Origin of the sequence: Clostridium lacusfryxellense, from assembly GCF_018861735.1 — a bacterium.
In the GTDB taxonomy this organism is placed as follows: Bacteria; Bacillota; Clostridia; order Clostridiales; family Clostridiaceae; genus Clostridium_AD; species Clostridium_AD lacusfryxellense.
Genome location: NZ_JAHLEB010000029.1, coordinates 1 through 17,752 on the forward strand (window position 1 = coordinate 1; position 17,752 = coordinate 17,752).

Annotated in this window: 15 protein-coding genes; 5 read left to right on the forward strand and 10 right to left on the reverse strand. The window is 31.3% G+C overall.

Features of this window, described 5'->3' with window-relative positions; translation table 11 throughout:
- From KPL55_RS15535 to KPL55_RS15545, 3 genes are all read right to left on the reverse strand, one after another.
- Positions 1-399, reverse strand: a 399-nt coding sequence (locus KPL55_RS15535; protein ID WP_216307660.1) for an acyl-CoA dehydrogenase family protein, incomplete at its 3' end; no start/stop codon positions are given.
- 80 nt (positions 400-479) lie between these two features.
- Positions 480-1,259, reverse strand: a complete 780-nt coding sequence (locus tag KPL55_RS15540) for a short-chain-enoyl-CoA hydratase (protein WP_216307661.1) — start codon at positions 1,257-1,259, stop codon at positions 480-482.
- Between the two features lie 204 nt (positions 1,260-1,463).
- Positions 1,464-2,102, reverse strand: a complete 639-nt coding sequence (locus tag KPL55_RS15545) for a redox-sensing transcriptional repressor Rex (protein WP_216307662.1) — start codon at positions 2,100-2,102, stop codon at positions 1,464-1,466.
- Between the two features lie 284 nt (positions 2,103-2,386).
- On the opposite strand from KPL55_RS15545, the gene abc-f reads away from it, so the two are divergent.
- Together abc-f and KPL55_RS15555 are read left to right on the forward strand one after the other, a co-directional pair.
- Entirely contained in the window at positions 2,387-4,312 is a 1,926-nt protein-coding gene (gene abc-f, locus KPL55_RS15550) for a ribosomal protection-like ABC-F family protein (protein WP_216307663.1), read from the forward strand.
- 613 nt (positions 4,313-4,925) lie between these two features.
- Positions 4,926-5,435 (forward strand): DUF2798 domain-containing protein, encoded by a 510-nt coding sequence (locus KPL55_RS15555; protein ID WP_216307664.1) that lies wholly within the window; start codon positions 4,926-4,928, stop codon positions 5,433-5,435.
- 357 nt (positions 5,436-5,792) lie between these two features.
- On the opposite strand, the gene KPL55_RS15560 is transcribed toward KPL55_RS15555, so the two are convergent.
- The 5 genes from KPL55_RS15560 to KPL55_RS15580 all read right to left on the reverse strand — a co-directional run bounded on the left by KPL55_RS15560 (position 5,793) and on the right by KPL55_RS15580 (position 10,987).
- The gene (locus KPL55_RS15560; RefSeq protein WP_216307665.1) at positions 5,793-7,064 is read right to left on the reverse strand and encodes a M14 family metallopeptidase; all 1,272 of its coding nucleotides are present in this window, start codon (positions 7,062-7,064) and stop codon (positions 5,793-5,795) included.
- Positions 7,065-7,234: 170 nt separating this feature from the next.
- Positions 7,235-8,485: a lysine 2,3-aminomutase gene (gene kamA, locus KPL55_RS15565; protein ID WP_216307666.1), complete on the reverse strand. Its 1,251-nt coding sequence runs from the start codon at positions 8,483-8,485 to the stop codon at positions 7,235-7,237.
- 603 nt (positions 8,486-9,088) lie between these two features.
- Entirely contained in the window at positions 9,089-9,340 is a 252-nt protein-coding gene (locus tag KPL55_RS15570) for a cysteine-rich small domain-containing protein (RefSeq protein ID WP_216307667.1), read from the reverse strand.
- A gap of 21 nt (positions 9,341-9,361) precedes the next feature.
- Positions 9,362-9,769 carry a hypothetical protein gene (locus KPL55_RS15575; protein WP_216307668.1) on the reverse strand — a complete coding sequence of 136 codons (408 nt, stop codon included), beginning with the start codon at positions 9,767-9,769 and terminating at the stop codon, positions 9,362-9,364.
- A gap of 123 nt (positions 9,770-9,892) precedes the next feature.
- Positions 9,893-10,987, reverse strand: a complete 1,095-nt coding sequence (locus KPL55_RS15580; protein ID WP_216307669.1) for a hypothetical protein — start codon at positions 10,985-10,987, stop codon at positions 9,893-9,895.
- A 735-nt stretch (positions 10,988-11,722) separates the two neighbouring features.
- Here KPL55_RS15580 and KPL55_RS15585 point away from each other — a divergent pair.
- Complete coding sequence (locus tag KPL55_RS15585) at positions 11,723-12,829, forward strand: AI-2E family transporter (protein ID WP_216307670.1); 1,107 nt, start codon at positions 11,723-11,725, stop codon at positions 12,827-12,829.
- Between the two features lie 21 nt (positions 12,830-12,850).
- Here the strand turns inward: KPL55_RS15585 and tsaD are convergent, their stop codons facing one another.
- Complete coding sequence (gene tsaD / locus KPL55_RS15590; protein ID WP_216307671.1) at positions 12,851-13,873, reverse strand: tRNA (adenosine(37)-N6)-threonylcarbamoyltransferase complex transferase subunit TsaD; 1,023 nt, start codon at positions 13,871-13,873, stop codon at positions 12,851-12,853.
- A 275-nt stretch (positions 13,874-14,148) separates the two neighbouring features.
- Here tsaD and KPL55_RS15595 point away from each other — a divergent pair, with 275 nt between their 5' ends.
- Positions 14,149-14,826, forward strand: a complete 678-nt coding sequence (locus KPL55_RS15595; RefSeq protein WP_216307672.1) for a RusA family crossover junction endodeoxyribonuclease — start codon at positions 14,149-14,151, stop codon at positions 14,824-14,826.
- Positions 14,827-14,978: 152 nt separating this feature from the next.
- Positions 14,979-16,007: a branched-chain amino acid aminotransferase gene (locus KPL55_RS15600; protein WP_216307673.1), complete on the forward strand. Its 1,029-nt coding sequence runs from the start codon at positions 14,979-14,981 to the stop codon at positions 16,005-16,007.
- 58 nt (positions 16,008-16,065) lie between these two features.
- Here the strand turns inward: KPL55_RS15600 and glgP are convergent, their stop codons facing one another.
- Complete coding sequence (gene glgP / locus KPL55_RS15605; protein ID WP_312887314.1) at positions 16,066-17,685, reverse strand: alpha-glucan family phosphorylase; 1,620 nt, start codon at positions 17,683-17,685, stop codon at positions 16,066-16,068.
- Positions 17,686-17,752: the final 67 nt, after the last annotated feature.

A 17,752-nucleotide genomic window follows, 5' to 3' on the forward strand; every position in this document is an offset into this window, starting at 1 on the left:
ATCTGTTCCTGCATTAGGTTCAGTTAATCCAAAAGCTCCTAATTTAGATCCATTTGCAAGTGGAACTAAGTATTTCATTTTTTGAGCTTCAGTTCCAAAAGCATCTATTGGTCCAGCACATAAAGATGTGTGAGCTGATAGTATAACTCCTGTAGTTGCACAAGCTTTTGATAACTCTTCAACAGCAATAATATATGATAAATTGTTTCCGCCAGCTCCACCGTACTTAGTTGCTATTGGAATACCCATCATATGATATCTAGCCATTTTTTCTACTGTTTCGCTAGGAAATCTTTCTGTTACATCTATTTCCGCAGCTAAAGGTTTAACTTCGTTTAATGCAAATTCACTTACCATCTGTTTTACAAATTCTTGTTCTCTTGTCAATGTAAAATTCATGAACCTTCCTCCTCGCTAATCTCTGAAACGGATAACAATCAATGATTGTTATCCGCCTTGTTTATACAGAGTACTTTTAATTACTTATTTTTAAAGCATTTTTCTGTTTTTTCAATAAATGCTGTCATTCCATTTTTCTGATCTTCAGTAGAAAAACATTCTCCGAATATCTCTGCTTCGTATGCAATTGCTGAGTCTATATCTAATTGCATTCCCTTATTAATTGCTGCTTTACAAAGGCTTACTGCAATAGGTGCTTGTCCTGCAATTATATTTGCAAGTGCTCTAGCTTCAGCTAATAACTCCTCAGGCTCAACAACTTTATTAACAAGACCGATTCTTAGTGCCTCGTCAGCCTTAATAATTTTCGCTGTATATATTAATTCTTTAGCCATTCCAAGCCCTACAAGTCTAGGAAGTCTTTGAGTACCACCAAAACCAGGTGTTATACCAAGGCCTACCTCAGGTTGTCCAAATTTTGCTTTAGACGATGCTATTCTAATATCACAAGCCATAGAAAGCTCACATCCTCCACCAAGAGCAAAACCGTTCACCGCAGCTATTACGGGTTTTTCCAAACTTTCTAATTTTCTGAATACTCTGTTACCTAATTGTCCAAATTTTCTTCCGCTTATTACATCTAAATCTTTCATTTCGGATATATCGGCTCCTGCAACAAACGCTTTGCCTTCACCTGTTAATATTACCGCATAAATTTCGTCATCATTAGCAATTTCATCAATTACTAAATCTAGCTCTTTTAATGTTTCTGAGTTTAATGCATTTAGAGCTTTTGGTCTGCTAATTGTAAGTACTGCAACTTTGTCTTCTTTTTGAAAAACAATATTTTTGTATTCCACAATATCACTCCTTACGAATAAATCCATTAACAAATTTATAATTGTTAATAATATAACGATTAACCATATTAAAAAATAAGGCCCCTCGCTTCAACTTCATTATATCCCTTTGAGGTTAATAATTCAACAAAAATCACTTTTTTTGTAAAAGTTATTTTTTATAATAGAATTGTACCAAGTGAACCTTATTCATTTTTGTATATTTTAAGTATATGTCTTTCCATTCATTAAGCAACTAAGAGTTAATAAACTTTCACTTAAATGAACATTCTCTACTATTACTTCTTTAGGTACTGCTAAATCCACAGGCGCAAAATTCCATATACCTTTGACCCCATTTGCCACCATTATGTCACAAACTGCTTGTGCATTATTTTTTGATACACATATCACACCGATATCTATAGGTGTCACTCTTAAAAACCCAACTAACTCGTCTATATCCATAACTTCAACATCATTAATTCGCAGGCCTATGAGTTTTGGGTTAACATCAAATATACCTGTCATATTAAAATCCAACTTTTGAAATCTAGTATGATTTGCTATAGCTTGACCAATGTTGCCCGCACCTATTATTATCATCTTATATTTTTTTGATAGCCCTAATATTGCGCTAATTTCATTTAATAGTTCTTTTACATTATATCCATATCCCTGTTGTCCAAAATCTCCGAAACAGTTCAGATCTTGTCTAATTTGAGACGCTGTAAAACCAATTCTTTCCCCTAATTCTTTTGAGGATATTCTATCTAAATCATTTCTTAGAAGTTCCCTTAGATATCTATGGTATTTAGGTAGTCTTCTAATAACTGCCATTGATATATTCTTTTTCGCTTCCACAATTTACACTCCTCTGCAACCATCATAAATTTTATATTACCTATTTTACTACATTATTATACGGTAAATCAATTCTTTATGCAAATATAAACCTTTTTATTTAATAGTCCATATGAAATTTTAACCATTTTTGTTTCTTTTTATACTATTATTAAAAATTATTGTTATATATTCATATAACACTACAAAAATTTACACATAAATAGTACAATAATATAGATATGAATTTAAATTAATACTACATTTTATAATATTAATTTTACACGACGGGAAGGCGAAAAAAAATGATAGTTCTAAGTTGCAAAGATATTCACAAAAGTTATGGTATAGATGTTATTTTAGACAGAATAACTTTAAGTATAAATGAAGGTGAAAAAGTTGGGTTTATCGGTGCTAACGGAGCAGGTAAATCTACGCTTTTTAAAATACTCACATCACAATTAGATCAAGATAATGGTGAGCTATTTATAGATAAAAATAAAAAGGTTGGCTATTTATCTCAAAACTTATCATTAGATTTTGAGAACACAATATATGAAGAAACACTTTTAGTTTTTGATAATTTAATAAACCTTGAAAAAGACCTTAAAGATTTAGAAAAGAAAATGAATGAACCTTATAATGTTTCAAAAAAAGAATACCATGATAAAGTAATAAAAGATTATACATTATACACCGAGCTCTACAATAATCGCGGTGGTTACACATATAAAGCTGAAATCAGTAAAATTCTCAAAGGTCTTGGATTTTCAGAAGAGGACTATACTAAACCAATAAACATATTAAGCGGAGGTCAAAAAACTAGAGTTGCACTCTGTAAGTTATTACTTAAAAATCCCGATATACTTTTACTAGATGAGCCTACTAACCATTTGGATTTAGATGCTATAGAATGGTTAGAAGATTATTTAAAGTCATATAAAGGAACTATGTTTATAATATCCCATGACAGATTCTTTTTGGATGCTATAACAAATAAAACATTCGAACTTATTAATGGTCATGTTGAATGTTATAACGGAAACTATACAGCTTTTATTGATTTAAAGAAGATAAATTATGAAATCCAATTAAAAGCATACAATTTACAACGCTCAGAAATAAAAAGACAAGAGGATATTATAACAAAATATAGATCATTTAATAGAGAAAAAAGTGTAAGAGCTGCTGAAAGCAGACAAAAATCTTTGGATAAAATGGACCGCATTGATGTTCCAGACACAGATCCTAGGGAAGCTAAGATTAGATTTGAAACAGAGATCAAAAGCGGAAATGACGTGCTGCATATAGAAAATTTGTCAAAACGCTTTGGTGACAATCTGTTATTTGAGAACTTAGATTTGGATGTAAAAAGGTCCGAAAAAATCGCTCTCATTGGCGAAAATGGCCGAGGAAAAACGACTCTTTTTAATATTATAATGGATAAAATGACAAGCGATACAGGCATAAAGATATTAGGAAAAAGTATTTTTGTAGGATATTATGACCAAGAACAATCCAATCTAAATCCAGAAAAAACTATAATAGATGAAGTTTGGGATGATTTCCCTAAACTCAGCACCACAGAGGTACGCACAGCTCTCGCCGCATTTTTGTTCATTGGTGAAGACGTATTTAAAATAGTTTCTACGCTCAGTGGTGGTGAAAGATGTAGGATAAATCTACTTAAAATCATGTTATCTAAAGCAAACTTCTTACTTTTAGATGAACCAACAAATCATTTAGATATTATGTCTCGTGAAGCTCTTGAGGATTCAATACTAGGATATGATGGAACAGTCATTGTAATATCTCATGATAGATATTTTTTAAACAAGGTTATTGATAAAATACTTGAATTAAATCAAGATGGACTTAAAGAGTATTTAGGTAATTATAGTTATTATATAGATAAAAAGAAAAACCCCCTCCGTTTCCAAGTTGAAGAAGCTTATGACGGAATGTCAAAAACTCAAATCAATTCTGATAAAAAGAAAAAGAGAAATGAAGATAAATTAGAAAAACAAAAGAAAATTGACTTTAAAGTTTTAGAAGACAATATTGCTTCGATGGAAGAAGAATTAGAAAAATTAAATAATGACCTTTGCCTTGAAGAGGTTTATTCAAATCCAAATCGAAGTGTTGAGGTTAATAATGAAATAGCAACTATTAAAACGAAACTTGAAAAACTTTATGAAACATGGGAAGAAATTATAGCAGAATCAGAATGAGGGGTATTGCTCTAGAAAGGGCATGAAATTCTCCGGAGTGCCTTTCATACGAGTTCGAAATATGAACTTAAATTAAGGAATTCTAATCATTTGCTTATATAAAATCACCTAACTCTCACATTCGCCGTCCTGGCTCAGGTTCGCTAGACTGCCGTCCTGGCAGTCTTACGGTGATTTTATAACGCAAAAGAAGAATTTCTAAATTAAATTTCAATATTTCTTCACTTCTTATGCAAGTCACTCCGGTGAAAAATCATGTTTTATTCTATTCTTGACAATGATGTCCAAAATAGATTTGCTATATATAATAAAATGAGGAAACAACATTTTATTATATTCTACTTTAAAGAATATATTTCACTTAAAATAATAGATTCGTTTTTATAGCCCTATTTAGCTAAATAATGTTGTAATCAAATAAATGCTAACCTCACTAAATGTTTTGTGAAAAGTAATTTTAGCAAAATTAAAAAATAAAATTAATGTATTACATGAATTAAAATATTATGCTATACTACCAAAGTCAAAACAAATTCAATGCGTTGTACCGACGGTTACATCATCGTCGGCACAACGCATTTTTTTTGATTTAAGTAAAACAGAGGAGGAAATTATGGAGAATTGTATGCCTAGAAACGGAAAAGAAGGGTTGGTTTATGGGGGTGTTATATGTGCATTGACTTGTATTTTCATGGCAACTTTGAATATTAGTATTCACATGGGTGGTGTTTCAAGAGATGCTATAGTAATATCATTAAAATCATTTCCATTGGTTTTTATAATTGCAATGATACTTGAAGCATCTATTGTGGGTAAGATAGCTGATAAACTAGTAAATGTTTTTATTTCACCAACAGATAGTTTAAATGCTCATATTATGTTTAGGACATTTTTTACCGTTATTGGTATGTCAATTATTATGACAATCGTGGGAGGAATTTTAGCAAGTGGGTTCAGTTTGGAAGTCATTAAAGAATTCCCAATTCACTGGCCACGTAACTTTTGCACAGCTATATTTTTGGAACTTATTATTGTACAACCTATTGCAAGAACTGCAATGAGAAGAATGCATCAAAACCAAGAAAAATATCAAACCAACAGCGAAAACAATAGTATAAATTAAACTTATATAGCTTTATTTACTATGTAAAATAAGGATATAGGTGTTATATTTAGAGTAAGAAATCAACTTGTTAATTTACTTCTAAATATATAATATGGTTTATTATTAAACTACTGTTTAATACAATTAATGTTCTGCATGTATGATGTGAGAGATAGTATAAAATGAGTTTTACAGAATCTTAGTTTATGTAGTGAAAATTTTCCGTAAACAGCACAGGAAGTGCTGTTAGCACTTCTGAGACAGGACGTCGAATAAGTGCGTTAGGAAAATTGTCATGAAATAAGCTTAGATTCTGTTAACGAATGCTCTACTATCAGAACAGCCTACATGCTGAACCTTTAATGTCTATAATAGTTAAATTAATGCTCCTTCTAATAATACTTTGATGTTATCTCTATATATTTTATTAAATTGACTTATTGGAAGAGGATTTACTCCAAGTCCAACCTCAATGGTATATCCTGGTCTTCTATACTTTTCTATAAACCAATCCTTATACCCTGCATAACTTGTAATTCCTGTAGTTTCGCCTAGCTGATAACCACTTAATTGTGAAAATATTGTCGCAATCCTTTTAGCTTCATCAGTTGCTAAATTTTGATAATTCCAGTATATTACTTCACCTTGGCTGTGATATGCTATTACTAATCTGAAATCATTGGCTCTTGTAAAGTTTGCTACGGCTTTAGTTTCAGTTTCTGATTCCGGAGAAGTCCCTGAGTATCTTGTTGGTCCTGGTCCATATACTCCATAGCTGGCTTCTGCATCCTTAGACTCTTGCCACATTGCATCATAGTTATGATTTAGATCTACGCCGCGAATATTAGCACTCCAATTTTTAGAGAAATCAAGACTTCCATTATTCCACTTAATTAAATCATTATAGTATGGATTACTTGGGCTTAGCCCATTTAACACCAAATCAACTCCATCGGGGTTTACCATAGGCATAACATATATGGTACTTTTATTCCATATATCATTTACGTTATACCCCTCTATACTTTGCCCTAATGCATATGATTTAGAAAAGTTTTCAACAAATTTCATTAAAAGAACCGTAGTTATCCACTCAATAGCATGATGAGATGCATTGTAGAATACCTTATTAGGCCCTTTACCTAATTTAACATAATAAAGCTCTTTTCCTAATTGGCTTTTACCAGCGCTTCCAAGCTCAATAAATGGATATCTAACCTTTAATCCTTCTAAATTCCTCTTCATAATGTCATAAGTATAATCTATATTTGTATAAACCACATCTAATGAGTAGGGAACATTGATTACCTGTCCAACTCGTAAATCCTTAGGATTTATTTGAGGATTAGCTGTTATTATACTTGCAGGGGTTGTATAATACTTTTTTGCTATAAGGTATACCGTATCCCCTGGCCTAATTCTATAAGTATCATATCCTGATAGAAATCTATTCATGAGTTTATAAGTGACATCATCTACAACGCCTGTAGGAGATAATCCGAAATATCTTTGGAATTTACTTACCGCCTCCGCAGTTCTGGTCCCATATATTCCATCCACTTCACCCACATCATATCCTAATTTATTAAGTAGTGCTTGTATTTCCATTACCCTTGTTCCCGTTGAGCCTATTTTTAGGGTTTCCAAATTGACCCTCCCAAACTAAAATTACTTGTGATACTATTTTACGTATTTTTACCTCAAGTGTTACCACTTTAATCATAAATATCAAAATAATAATCCTAGAGATTACTCTCTAGGATTATTATTTTGATGAGTGCTTAAATATTATTTTATTTTAATGTTTTTTTATTTTATTACTTGTTTCCTCTTAAATTTCTCTCAAGACCGACTGGATCCATGGACATTTTCTCGCCATTTAATAATCCTGCAACTCCAACCTTATGAACTTTTTTCTTTCCAGTGCAAGCTTCACAGTGACAAATCGAAGTATAACCCGTTGGCTGTTCATACGTAGTTATAACTCCTTCGAAGTTTCTAAGTACTACTTTTTCAGGGCTTTGAGATATAACATATCCTGGCATTACTGGTATTTTACCACCACCACCTGGAGCATCAACAACGAATGTCGGTACACAAAATCCCGAAGTATGTCCTCGTAAAGCTTCTATGATTTCAATCCCTTTAGATACTGGTGTTCTAAAGTGCTCAAGTCCCATGGAAAGATCACATTGATATATGTAGTAAGGTCTAACTCTAATTTTAACAAGTTCATGTACTAAGTCCATCATAATATGAGAACAATCATTTACTCCTCTTAAAAGAACTGACTGGTTACCTAGTGGCACTCCTGCATCTGCAAGTCTCGCGCAAGCAAGTTTTGATTCATCTGTAATTTCATTTGGATGATTAAAGTGAGTGTTTACCCAAATTGGGTGATATTTCTTTAACATATTGACTAGTTCTATAGTAATTCTTTGAGGAAGCACTACCGGAACCCTTGAACCTATTCTTATAATTTCAACATGTGGTATTTGTCTTAATTTTTTAATTATATATTCTAATTTATCATCTGATACAAGCAAAGCATCTCCACCCGATAATAATACGTCTCTAACTTGTGGTGTATTTCGAATATACTCAATTGCTTTATCTATTTTATCCATTGGCATTGAATTATCATTTTGGCCTGCAAATCTTCTTCTTGTACAATGCCTGCAATACATTGAGCACATATCCGTTATTAGTAGTAGCACTCTATCTGGATATCTATGAGTTAATCCCGGTACTGGTGAATCTGTGTCTTCGTGGAGTGGATCCAATAAATCAGCATCTGCCTTATTCAATTCAAGTGCAGTTGGTATAGCTTGCTTTCTTATTGGATCATGAGGATCACTAGGATCTATTAATGATAAATAATAAGGAGTTATAGCCATCCTTAATGTTTGAAGACATTTTTGAGCACCCTCTTCTTCCTCCTCAGTTAATGGTATGTATTTTTTTAATTCCTCTACAGTCTCAATTCTATTTTTAACTTGCCATTCCCAATCATTCCACTGCTCGTCTGTTATATCTTCAAATAATTCTAACCTTCTATTTACTTTCATGTTATAACCTCCATATTTTAATAAACCTTAATTTCATTAATTAAAACCGACATACTCTCCGTTTTTAGGTATAAAAAAGGCGCTGAATTTTCAGTGCCTCTCTTTAACAGAGTTTAAATAAACTTTGCGCTTTATTTTCAACCCTATTTTGTGTATAACTATTCGATTATATTCGTCTATACTTTACATTATAGTCTTTAAATCATCAAAATGCAAAATTCGCTAAAAAATCCAACATAACTACCTAGTTGAACTTATTCTTAATTCTATCATCACAATAAAAAAAGACGATCAAAATGTTTTTCGCATTTCAATCGTCCTTTAGTACTTGATTAACTCATATTGAGTATGAAATTTCTCCAGAGTGACCCGCAAATAGAAACGACGAAACAATTTAAATTTGATTTAGATATTCTTCTTTTGCGACTATAAAATCCTCGTAAGCCTGCCAGGACGGCAGGCTAGCGAACCCGAGGCAGGACGCCGAGTGTGAGCGATAGAGGATTTTATATAAGCAAAAGATTAGAATTTCTTAATCAAATTTCTTGTTTCTAGTTCTTTTGCGATGCATGCAGGAGAAATTTCATATGCCTTAATAGATAATCATTTCCTTTTTGTTTTATTTACTTCCACTATCTTTCCTACTATATATTCATGGGCATTTTTAGAATGTGGAATTAAACATGTCGAGCAATCTTTAATTCCGTTTACATATTTACCATTTCCACCACATTGCTCTAAGAAATATAATGGACAATAACAAAATAAACAATTAAAGTTCTCATCATTTTCAACTTTGTGGCAAGGAAAATATTCACAATCCTTATTTCTAAAAAACTTATAATTATTAATCATTTTTGCTCTCCTTAACGTGACCTAACCAATTACTTTATATATAGCTTGTCCAACACCAGCCATTAATATAATTATTATTATTGAAAACATAACTTGTACAGTTCCATTACTAAGTGACAATGAAAATTTCTTGTTGGAAGTTTCATTGATTACATTTTTTTTATTCTTTAAGACATTACCATGATGTACAACTTTCGGACGGTAATATATAATTTCACCTTTTAAATAAGCGGCCACACTTATAATTAACACAAAAATGGATAAAATAATTGTAACATAGAAAAAATTCTCTTTCATAGCATAAGCCACGAACATTGATATTGGTATAATAGCTCCTAGTAACATTAATAATTTGTTAACCATTAATGTTGGTAATGACTTAACATGTTTATTTTTGCTTAGTGTTTTATAAGATTTTCCACTTTTCATAATAAACCTTCTTCCATATTTTTCTGAAACCATTAAGGTTATTATACCAAATTTAAAATTATTTGTTAACAATATTTAAAATAAATCACCTCAAATTATTTTTTCCTATATTTGGGTAGGATACTAAAACGATATAATATTGTAAACGTCTATATCCTCTAATACAGTATCATCAGAAATAACTTCATCTGGAAATAGATTTGATAATGTTTGTTTGAATTTTTTTAGTTGCTCTACTGAAATCTCTTCTTGCTTAGGCAATGTATTTTTCTCCTTAATAAGCTTTCCATTTTCTAATTTATATAGAAATTCATCACTTATAATGCTTAAGTTATTTTCATCGTCAAATCTTAAGTTTCCCGTTGTATCATTAGTTATAGTTATTTTTTTGATTTCACTTATCGTTTTTCCATCACTATTAATTTTAGCTATATTAAGATACGTATTTGTTTTATCTTTTATTTCTTTATCTTCCACCCCACTCCTAAAGGCAATCATTTTACCATCCTTAGATATTACTCCATCTAATATTTGTTCCTTAATGTCACTAACTTCAAAGATTTTATTACCATTAAGATAAAAATTAGCTTTCGGCTGTGGAAATATATGTGGTGTATTGCTATAAAGGATATTTTTATTATTTATACTAGCATCTATTATTGTTCCCACGCAAGACATTATCTCAAGTTTACTTTTTATATTGTATACCCCATATCCAGAGGCTGATGGATCAATATGCCCAGTTACTAAAATATGTTCATTATCTATCCATTTAAGTTCAATTATCTGTTGAACATTATTGTCATTTACAATAATATCTGTTAGTGCTTGCGTTTTAATATCATAAACAATTATATGTGGAGGATATACTGCTTTTACTTCGTCAAAGGATCTAAAGACTATTTTTGTTTTATCTGGTGAAAGTGCTAGCAAGTCTTTTGATTTTGTATTATCTCCTGGTGATTTAATTTGTCCATTCGTTTCATCATAAAGGTATATACTATTATTCTTTTCAAATGCTATTTTTGTTATTTTATCATTATTTATCGGTTTAATATTATTTATTGGTTTAACTTGACCTTTATTCCCATTTGAATCTATATTAATTTTTCCATTTATATTTGAACAAGCAACCATGGTAAATACGCTTAAAAATAAACACATAACCTTATTAGGTAGCTTAAAATTTTTTTTAGTATTATTTTGATGGTTCGCCATAATTTTGCTCCTCGTCTAAATTTATAAAAATAATTATCATTTAAAATCATTGAAACTTAGATTATTATACTCCACTTATAAAAGGGTATCAACTGGAAATCATAATGTTTTGAACTATTTTTTCTTTGTTAATAACTTTCTAGTTCATGTTATATATTTTATTGATTTTATTTCCATTATTTTTAAATTAATTTACATATTTTCAATAAAATATAAATAAGTATGCGAATATTAATTTTTAATTTTAAATTAATATGAGTATATGATATTTATAATCATATACTCATTAATTAAAATTTATGCCATTTTGCCGCAATATTCACAAAACTTTGTTTGCTCATCACTATTATGTAATTTTTCACCACAGTATTTGCAAAATAATGGTCTTGCCTTAATTCTGTATTCTTTTAATCTTAACTTCGCATCCTAAACTTTTAAGCATATCTCTCATAATAAAATTTTCAAATTTACAATCATTAACCAGGAGTATTCTAAGCATATTATTTCTCCTATCTCTTATATTTGTTAAGTTTAATATTTTTAATAAATGAATAGGATATTTATAATTTCATCTGATAAAAAAATTGTAACATTTTATTTAAAAATTTACAATTTCTCTCACATAAAAATAGACTTAAAAACATATAAACATCTTTTAAATTTAATAATGAGATGATATAATTATATCATCTCATTATTAAAAAAATAATCAACAGTTAAGGAAGTGAAATTAACTTGTTAAAATATAAAAAAATCCCTTACTTAAATTTAATCCCTATAATTTTATTATCATTTATCTTATTCAGATTAGTAAATCACATAGAAATGTTCGCCGATTCCGCTAGTGTTTTTATATCATACATAAGTTCATTTATATGGGCATTCGGAATAGCTTACTTACTAAACCCTATTATGGTAAGCATGGAAAAACGATTTCACACAAAACGTTATATAACCCTACTTATTATCTATATCATTCTTTTAGGCATCATAGTTTTCAGCATAACAATAATAACCCCCAATATAGGTGCTAGCATTAGTGACTTTACACTATCTACTCCTGATTATGTCTCTAATACTCGCTCATGGTTTTATAAAAACATGGACAAAGTTCAACTATTAGATAAATATGGTATAACCAAATATTTAGATGAAAGTACGTCTACTCTTATGTCAAACCTTGCTAAATATTTAAATACCGGTATCAACGCTGCATTCCTAACCGCCGTAGGGTTCACTTCTTCATTTATGAAGTTTATGCTAGGATTCGTTGTATCATTATATCTTTTAAAGGATAAAGAAAAATTAATACTAAACACAAAAAAACTAATATATGCCGTTTTAAAGGAAGAAAATGCAGATAGCATCCTACAATTCGGTAAAGAAGCAAATTCTATTTTCTCTGGTTTCATTGTAGGAAAATTTATTGACTCTATAATTATTGGCATCATATGTTTTATAGGATTAAGCATTATGAAAATGCCTAATGTTTTACTTATAAGTTTAATTGTTGGAGTTACAAATATGATTCCTTATTTTGGACCATTAATCGGAATGGTTCCAGCTTTCTTTATTACACTATTTATTAGCCCTATAAAAGCCGTTTGGGTACTTATATTCATTATTATACTTCAACAATTTGATGGATTATATTTAGGTCCAAAAATCCTTGGAAAATCCGTTGGCTTGAGCCCATTACTTATTATCCTCTCAATACTTATCGGCGGTGGAACATTTGGAGTTCTTGGTATGTTCCTTGCAGTTCCTACCATGGCAATAATTTTGCTATTACTCGAAAGATTTATTAATAGAAAGCTTAAGGAAAAGGATATTGACTTATAATATCCTATTCTTTTTATATTCTTACCTTTCTCCAAGTTTTAAGTTTGGTATTGCATTAAGCGTTAATGGCGAAAATCTGCCTTTGATAAATTCAAAATAAGCTGCGCTTCCAATCATAGCAGCATTATCGGTACATAACACCATCTCTGGAAATAAAACTTTTATATTCTTTTTTGCCCCTTCTTTTACCATTGTCTCTCTAAGACAAGAATTTGATGCTACGCCTCCAGCTATAGTTATTTTATTTACGCCCTTAATTTCACACGCTTCTAAAGCGTTATTTACTAATACATCAACCACTGCCTTTTGAAAGGATGCAGCTACATCTGGCACATTAATCATTTCATTTTTCATGTTCATTTTATTCAAGTAATTTAGAACCGACGACTTAACTCCACTAAACGAAAAATCCAAACTAGTATCATGGAATTTAGCTCTTGGAAACTTTATAGCATCTGCATTCCCTTGTTTTGCTATTTCATCTATTTTAGGACCACCAGGATATCCTAGCCCAATTGCACGCGCTACCTTATCAAAAGCTTCTCCAGCAGCATCATCTCTAGTTTGAGCCATGACCTCAAATTCGCCATGATCTTTCATATATACAATAAATGTATGACCACCGGAAACAACTAAACACATAAATGGCGGTTTAAGATCCTTATATTCCAAAAAATTAGCACTTATATGCCCTTCAATATGGTTTACCCCAATTAGAGGTTTATTAGTTGCATAAGCCAGTCCCTTAGCATATTGAACACCTACGAGCAGCGCTCCTACTAGTCCCGGTCCATAAGTTACTCCTATTGCATCTATGTCATCTAATGTAACTTTAGCCTCGTCTAACGCCTCTTGAACAACAGCACTAATTACTTCTATATGCTTTCTAGACGCCACTTCCGGTACTACACCACCAAATTTTTCATGTATATCAATTTGCGATGCAATTATGTTTGATAAAATCTCTCGACCATTCACAACCACAGATGCAGCAGTCTCATCACAACTTGATTCAATCGCAAGTATTTTAATATCTTTATCCATTATCCTTACCCACCTTTAATAATTTCTTATCTATATTTAAATTATATGCTACAATTTTTATTCTAATAATTTTTGCGTTCATTTATAACACTACTAATTATACTTTATTAACTTTATCATTTCAAATTTTTATATACTTTTTAAAATCTAGATACTTTTTAAATTCTCTTAACTTTTAAAGTTGTATTAATTTTTGGAATAACCTCCCGATGCATATCTCTTTCTATGATATAATTGTAGATGCAATTATTTTTTAAGTCAGATTGGAGGCATACATGATTAACACCTATGCAAAGGTAATAATAAAAGGCTCCCCTATAACAAAATCCAATTTTAAACTTTCCAACATGAATGGACGAGCTATTCTACCTTATAATTCTGGTAAGTACCATGATAGATATGCTTTATATGAAGAAGAAATTGCCTACCAGTGTAGAATTCAAAACTCAAGTACTTTTCTAACAGAATCCCTTATTGCGGTCTTAAAAGTATATTATAAAAGTTCAAAACGGCATCCTGATACAACTAACATAACAAAAAGTATTTTTGATGGAATAGAAAAAAGCGGTCTTATAGTAAATGATGCCCAAATTACAAAACTTATTATTGAAGAATTTTATGATAAAGAAAATCCAAGGTTTGAATTAGAACTTTTTGGTGAAAGTACATATTCTATTGATTATTCAATAACTAAAAAAGAAGAAAAACAAGAACCTATAAGTTATAAGCCTCCTTCAAATAAGAAAAACACAATAGGCTCTAAATCAAGTAAAATTTCTAAATCAAATACAATAAATACTCCTATAAATAACGCAAAATGTTGTGTTGTTAATACTTCTAATTCAAAACTTAAATGCGAGATCTGTGGAAAACTAGTATCAAAGGACGAGTATATTTCAGCCAATAAAGGTAAAACCTCTTTGTGTAAAAACTGCTTCAAAAAATTATTTTAAGCATTTTATTAATGCAACTTTTTATTCGTTTTTAGAATATTCTGCATTTAATTTGCTAAAATACTGAAAACACCTTATTTATCCAAACTTTATGTTATAATTCTATATAAAATAACTAATTGGCAATGAATTTGCATAGTAGGAGGATTAATATGAGTACAAATGTTAACATTGATTGGGATAAATTAGGTTTTGCCTATAGCAAAACAGACTTACGTTATATTTCAATATGGAAAGACGGTAAATGGGATGCTGGAAAACTAGTTGAAGATAACAATATCAGTATAAGCGAAGCCTCAACATCTCTTCATTATGGTCAACAATGTTTTGAAGGCTTAAAAGCTTATCGTACTAAGGATGGTAGTATACAACTATTTAGACCTGATGAAAATGCTAAACGTATTAACAGAAGTTGTGAGCGTGTTCTTATGCCCGAAATTCCTGTTGATAAATTTGTTGATGCATGTTTACAAGTTGTTAAAGCAAATGAAGCTTTTGTTCCACCATACGGAAGTGGAGCGACTCTTTATATCAGACCTTATGTTATAGGAATCGGTGACAATCTTGGAGTAGGTCCAGCTCCTGAGTTTTTATTTGGCGTCTTCTGTTGTCCTGTAGGCGCTTACTTCAAAGGTGGTCTAGCACCAGTGAACTTTATGATTTCCGAAAAATTTGATAGAGCTGCACCTCATGGAACAGGCGCTGATAAGATTGGTGGTAATTATGCTGCAAGTCTTCTTGCACATGTAGAAGCTACCAAAAAAGGATTCGCAGACTGTGTATATCTTGATCCAGCAACTCATACTAACATTGAAGAAGTTGGAGCTGCAAACTTCTTTGGAATTACGAATAATAATGTATTTGCAACCCCCAAGTCTCCATCAATACTACCTAGTATAACTAAATACTCTTTGATTCATATTGCAAAAGAGTACTTAAAGATGAACATAGAGGAAAGAGTTATTCCAATAGATAGTCTTGGTGAGTTTATAGAAGCAGGCGCATGTGGAACCGCTGCAGTAATAACACCTATTGGCGGTATCGAGTATAAAGGTAACCTTCATGTTTTCTATAGTGAAACGGAAGTAGGCCCAATCACTAGAAAACTTTATGATCTACTTTATGGGATTCAGTTTGGAGATGTAAAGGCACCGGAAGGCTGGATTGTTAAGGTTAAATAAAATTATTAATATATATAAAAACAACTTCAAAACTTAGTTTTGAAGTTGTTTTTACGTTTTACTTTATATACATTTTATTATAATATTCATCTAACATTCTTTCTACGGAAAACTCTTGACTTGTAGTTCTTATGCTTTCCTTCATCATTTCCACCCATTTTTCTCTGTTATTATAATAAGTATCCATAACTCTATTTATTAAAGTATCGTAAAGAGCCAAAGTGTCATGTTTATCTAATTCAGCTTCTGATAAATCATTTAGAGAAACTCCGTCTCCAAACTGCCATCCATTTACACCATCAATGCAAGCCTCCGGCCACCAGCCATCTAGAATAGAACAATTAAGCACTCCATTCATTGCAGCTTTCATTCCTGATGTTCCACTAGCTTCTAACGGTCTTCTAGGGTTATTTAGCCAAATGTCTGACCCTCTAGTTAACTCTCTTCCTATATTCATGTCATAGTTTTCAAGAAATACTACACTTCCTGGGTATTTTTTCATCATTCTCACAAGTTTAGCAACTATCTCTTTTCCTGTATCGTCAAGTGGATGAGCTTTTCCTGAAAATACGATCTGAATTTTTCCACTTTTAAGTAGCGGCGCAATAATTTCTTCACTTGTAAATATTAAATCACTTCTCTTATACGGTGCAGCCCTTCTTGAAAACCCAATAAGTAACTTTTGAGCATCAAGCAAAATACCAGTTCTTTCTTTTATAAATTCTATTAATTCCTTTTTAACAGCTAAATGCGCTCCCCATAGGTCGCCATCATTATCGAAAGCCTTAGTAATTCGCGCATCAACCCAAGTTGGTTTATGAATTCCATTAGTTATACCAATGATTTCGGATCTTCCTGCAACAGTTTTCCACATTTTATTTGCGGTTTCGGCGTGAAGCTTTGCTACTGCATTTGCCTTTCTCGAAAGCCTAAGACCTGCTATTGTCATATTAAATGGTTCATCGCCTAATCTAACCATCTGCGATTTAGTTAATCCATTAAATGCTCCCATATATTCTAATTTATAAAGATCATGAGACTCATTTCCTTCAACTATTGGGGTATGAGTTGTAAATACCACTTTACTTCGAACTTTTTCCCAAGCTAGTTCAAAGCTACGGCCTGATTGCATTTCTTCTTTAATAAGCTCCGTAGCTGCAAGAACTGCGTGCCCTTCATTAAAATGATATACATCTACAGAAATTTCTAGTGCTCTTAACGCTTTTACTCCACCAATACCTAATACTATCTCTTGAGCAATTCTTTCTTCTCCAAACCATCCATACAATTGTCCCGTTATCCAGGCATCACCATTTTCCGGTATATCAGTATCTAATAAATATATTGGATTATTTCCGAATTCATCTAATTTCCATACCTTGCACACCACATCTACTTTTCTGACCTTCACAGTTACTTTTACTCCTGTATCTTTCAAAAAATTATAATGATAATTATGGTATGTATCATAAACTTCACCATTATCATCTATAAACTGATCAGTATATCCTTGTTTCCACTTCAGCCCTATCCCCACCAGTGGTAGATTTAAGTCTTTAGCCCCTTTTAGATGATCACCTGCAAGTATTCCTAGTCCACCCGCATAAGCTTTAAAATCTGAATTTAGTCCATATTCCATACAAAAATAAGCAACTCTTGGAAGATTGTTAACATCCACTTAAATTCCCCCTATTGTGTTTTTTTGTTTAGTATAATAAATTTTTCAACTTAACAAGAAATGTGTC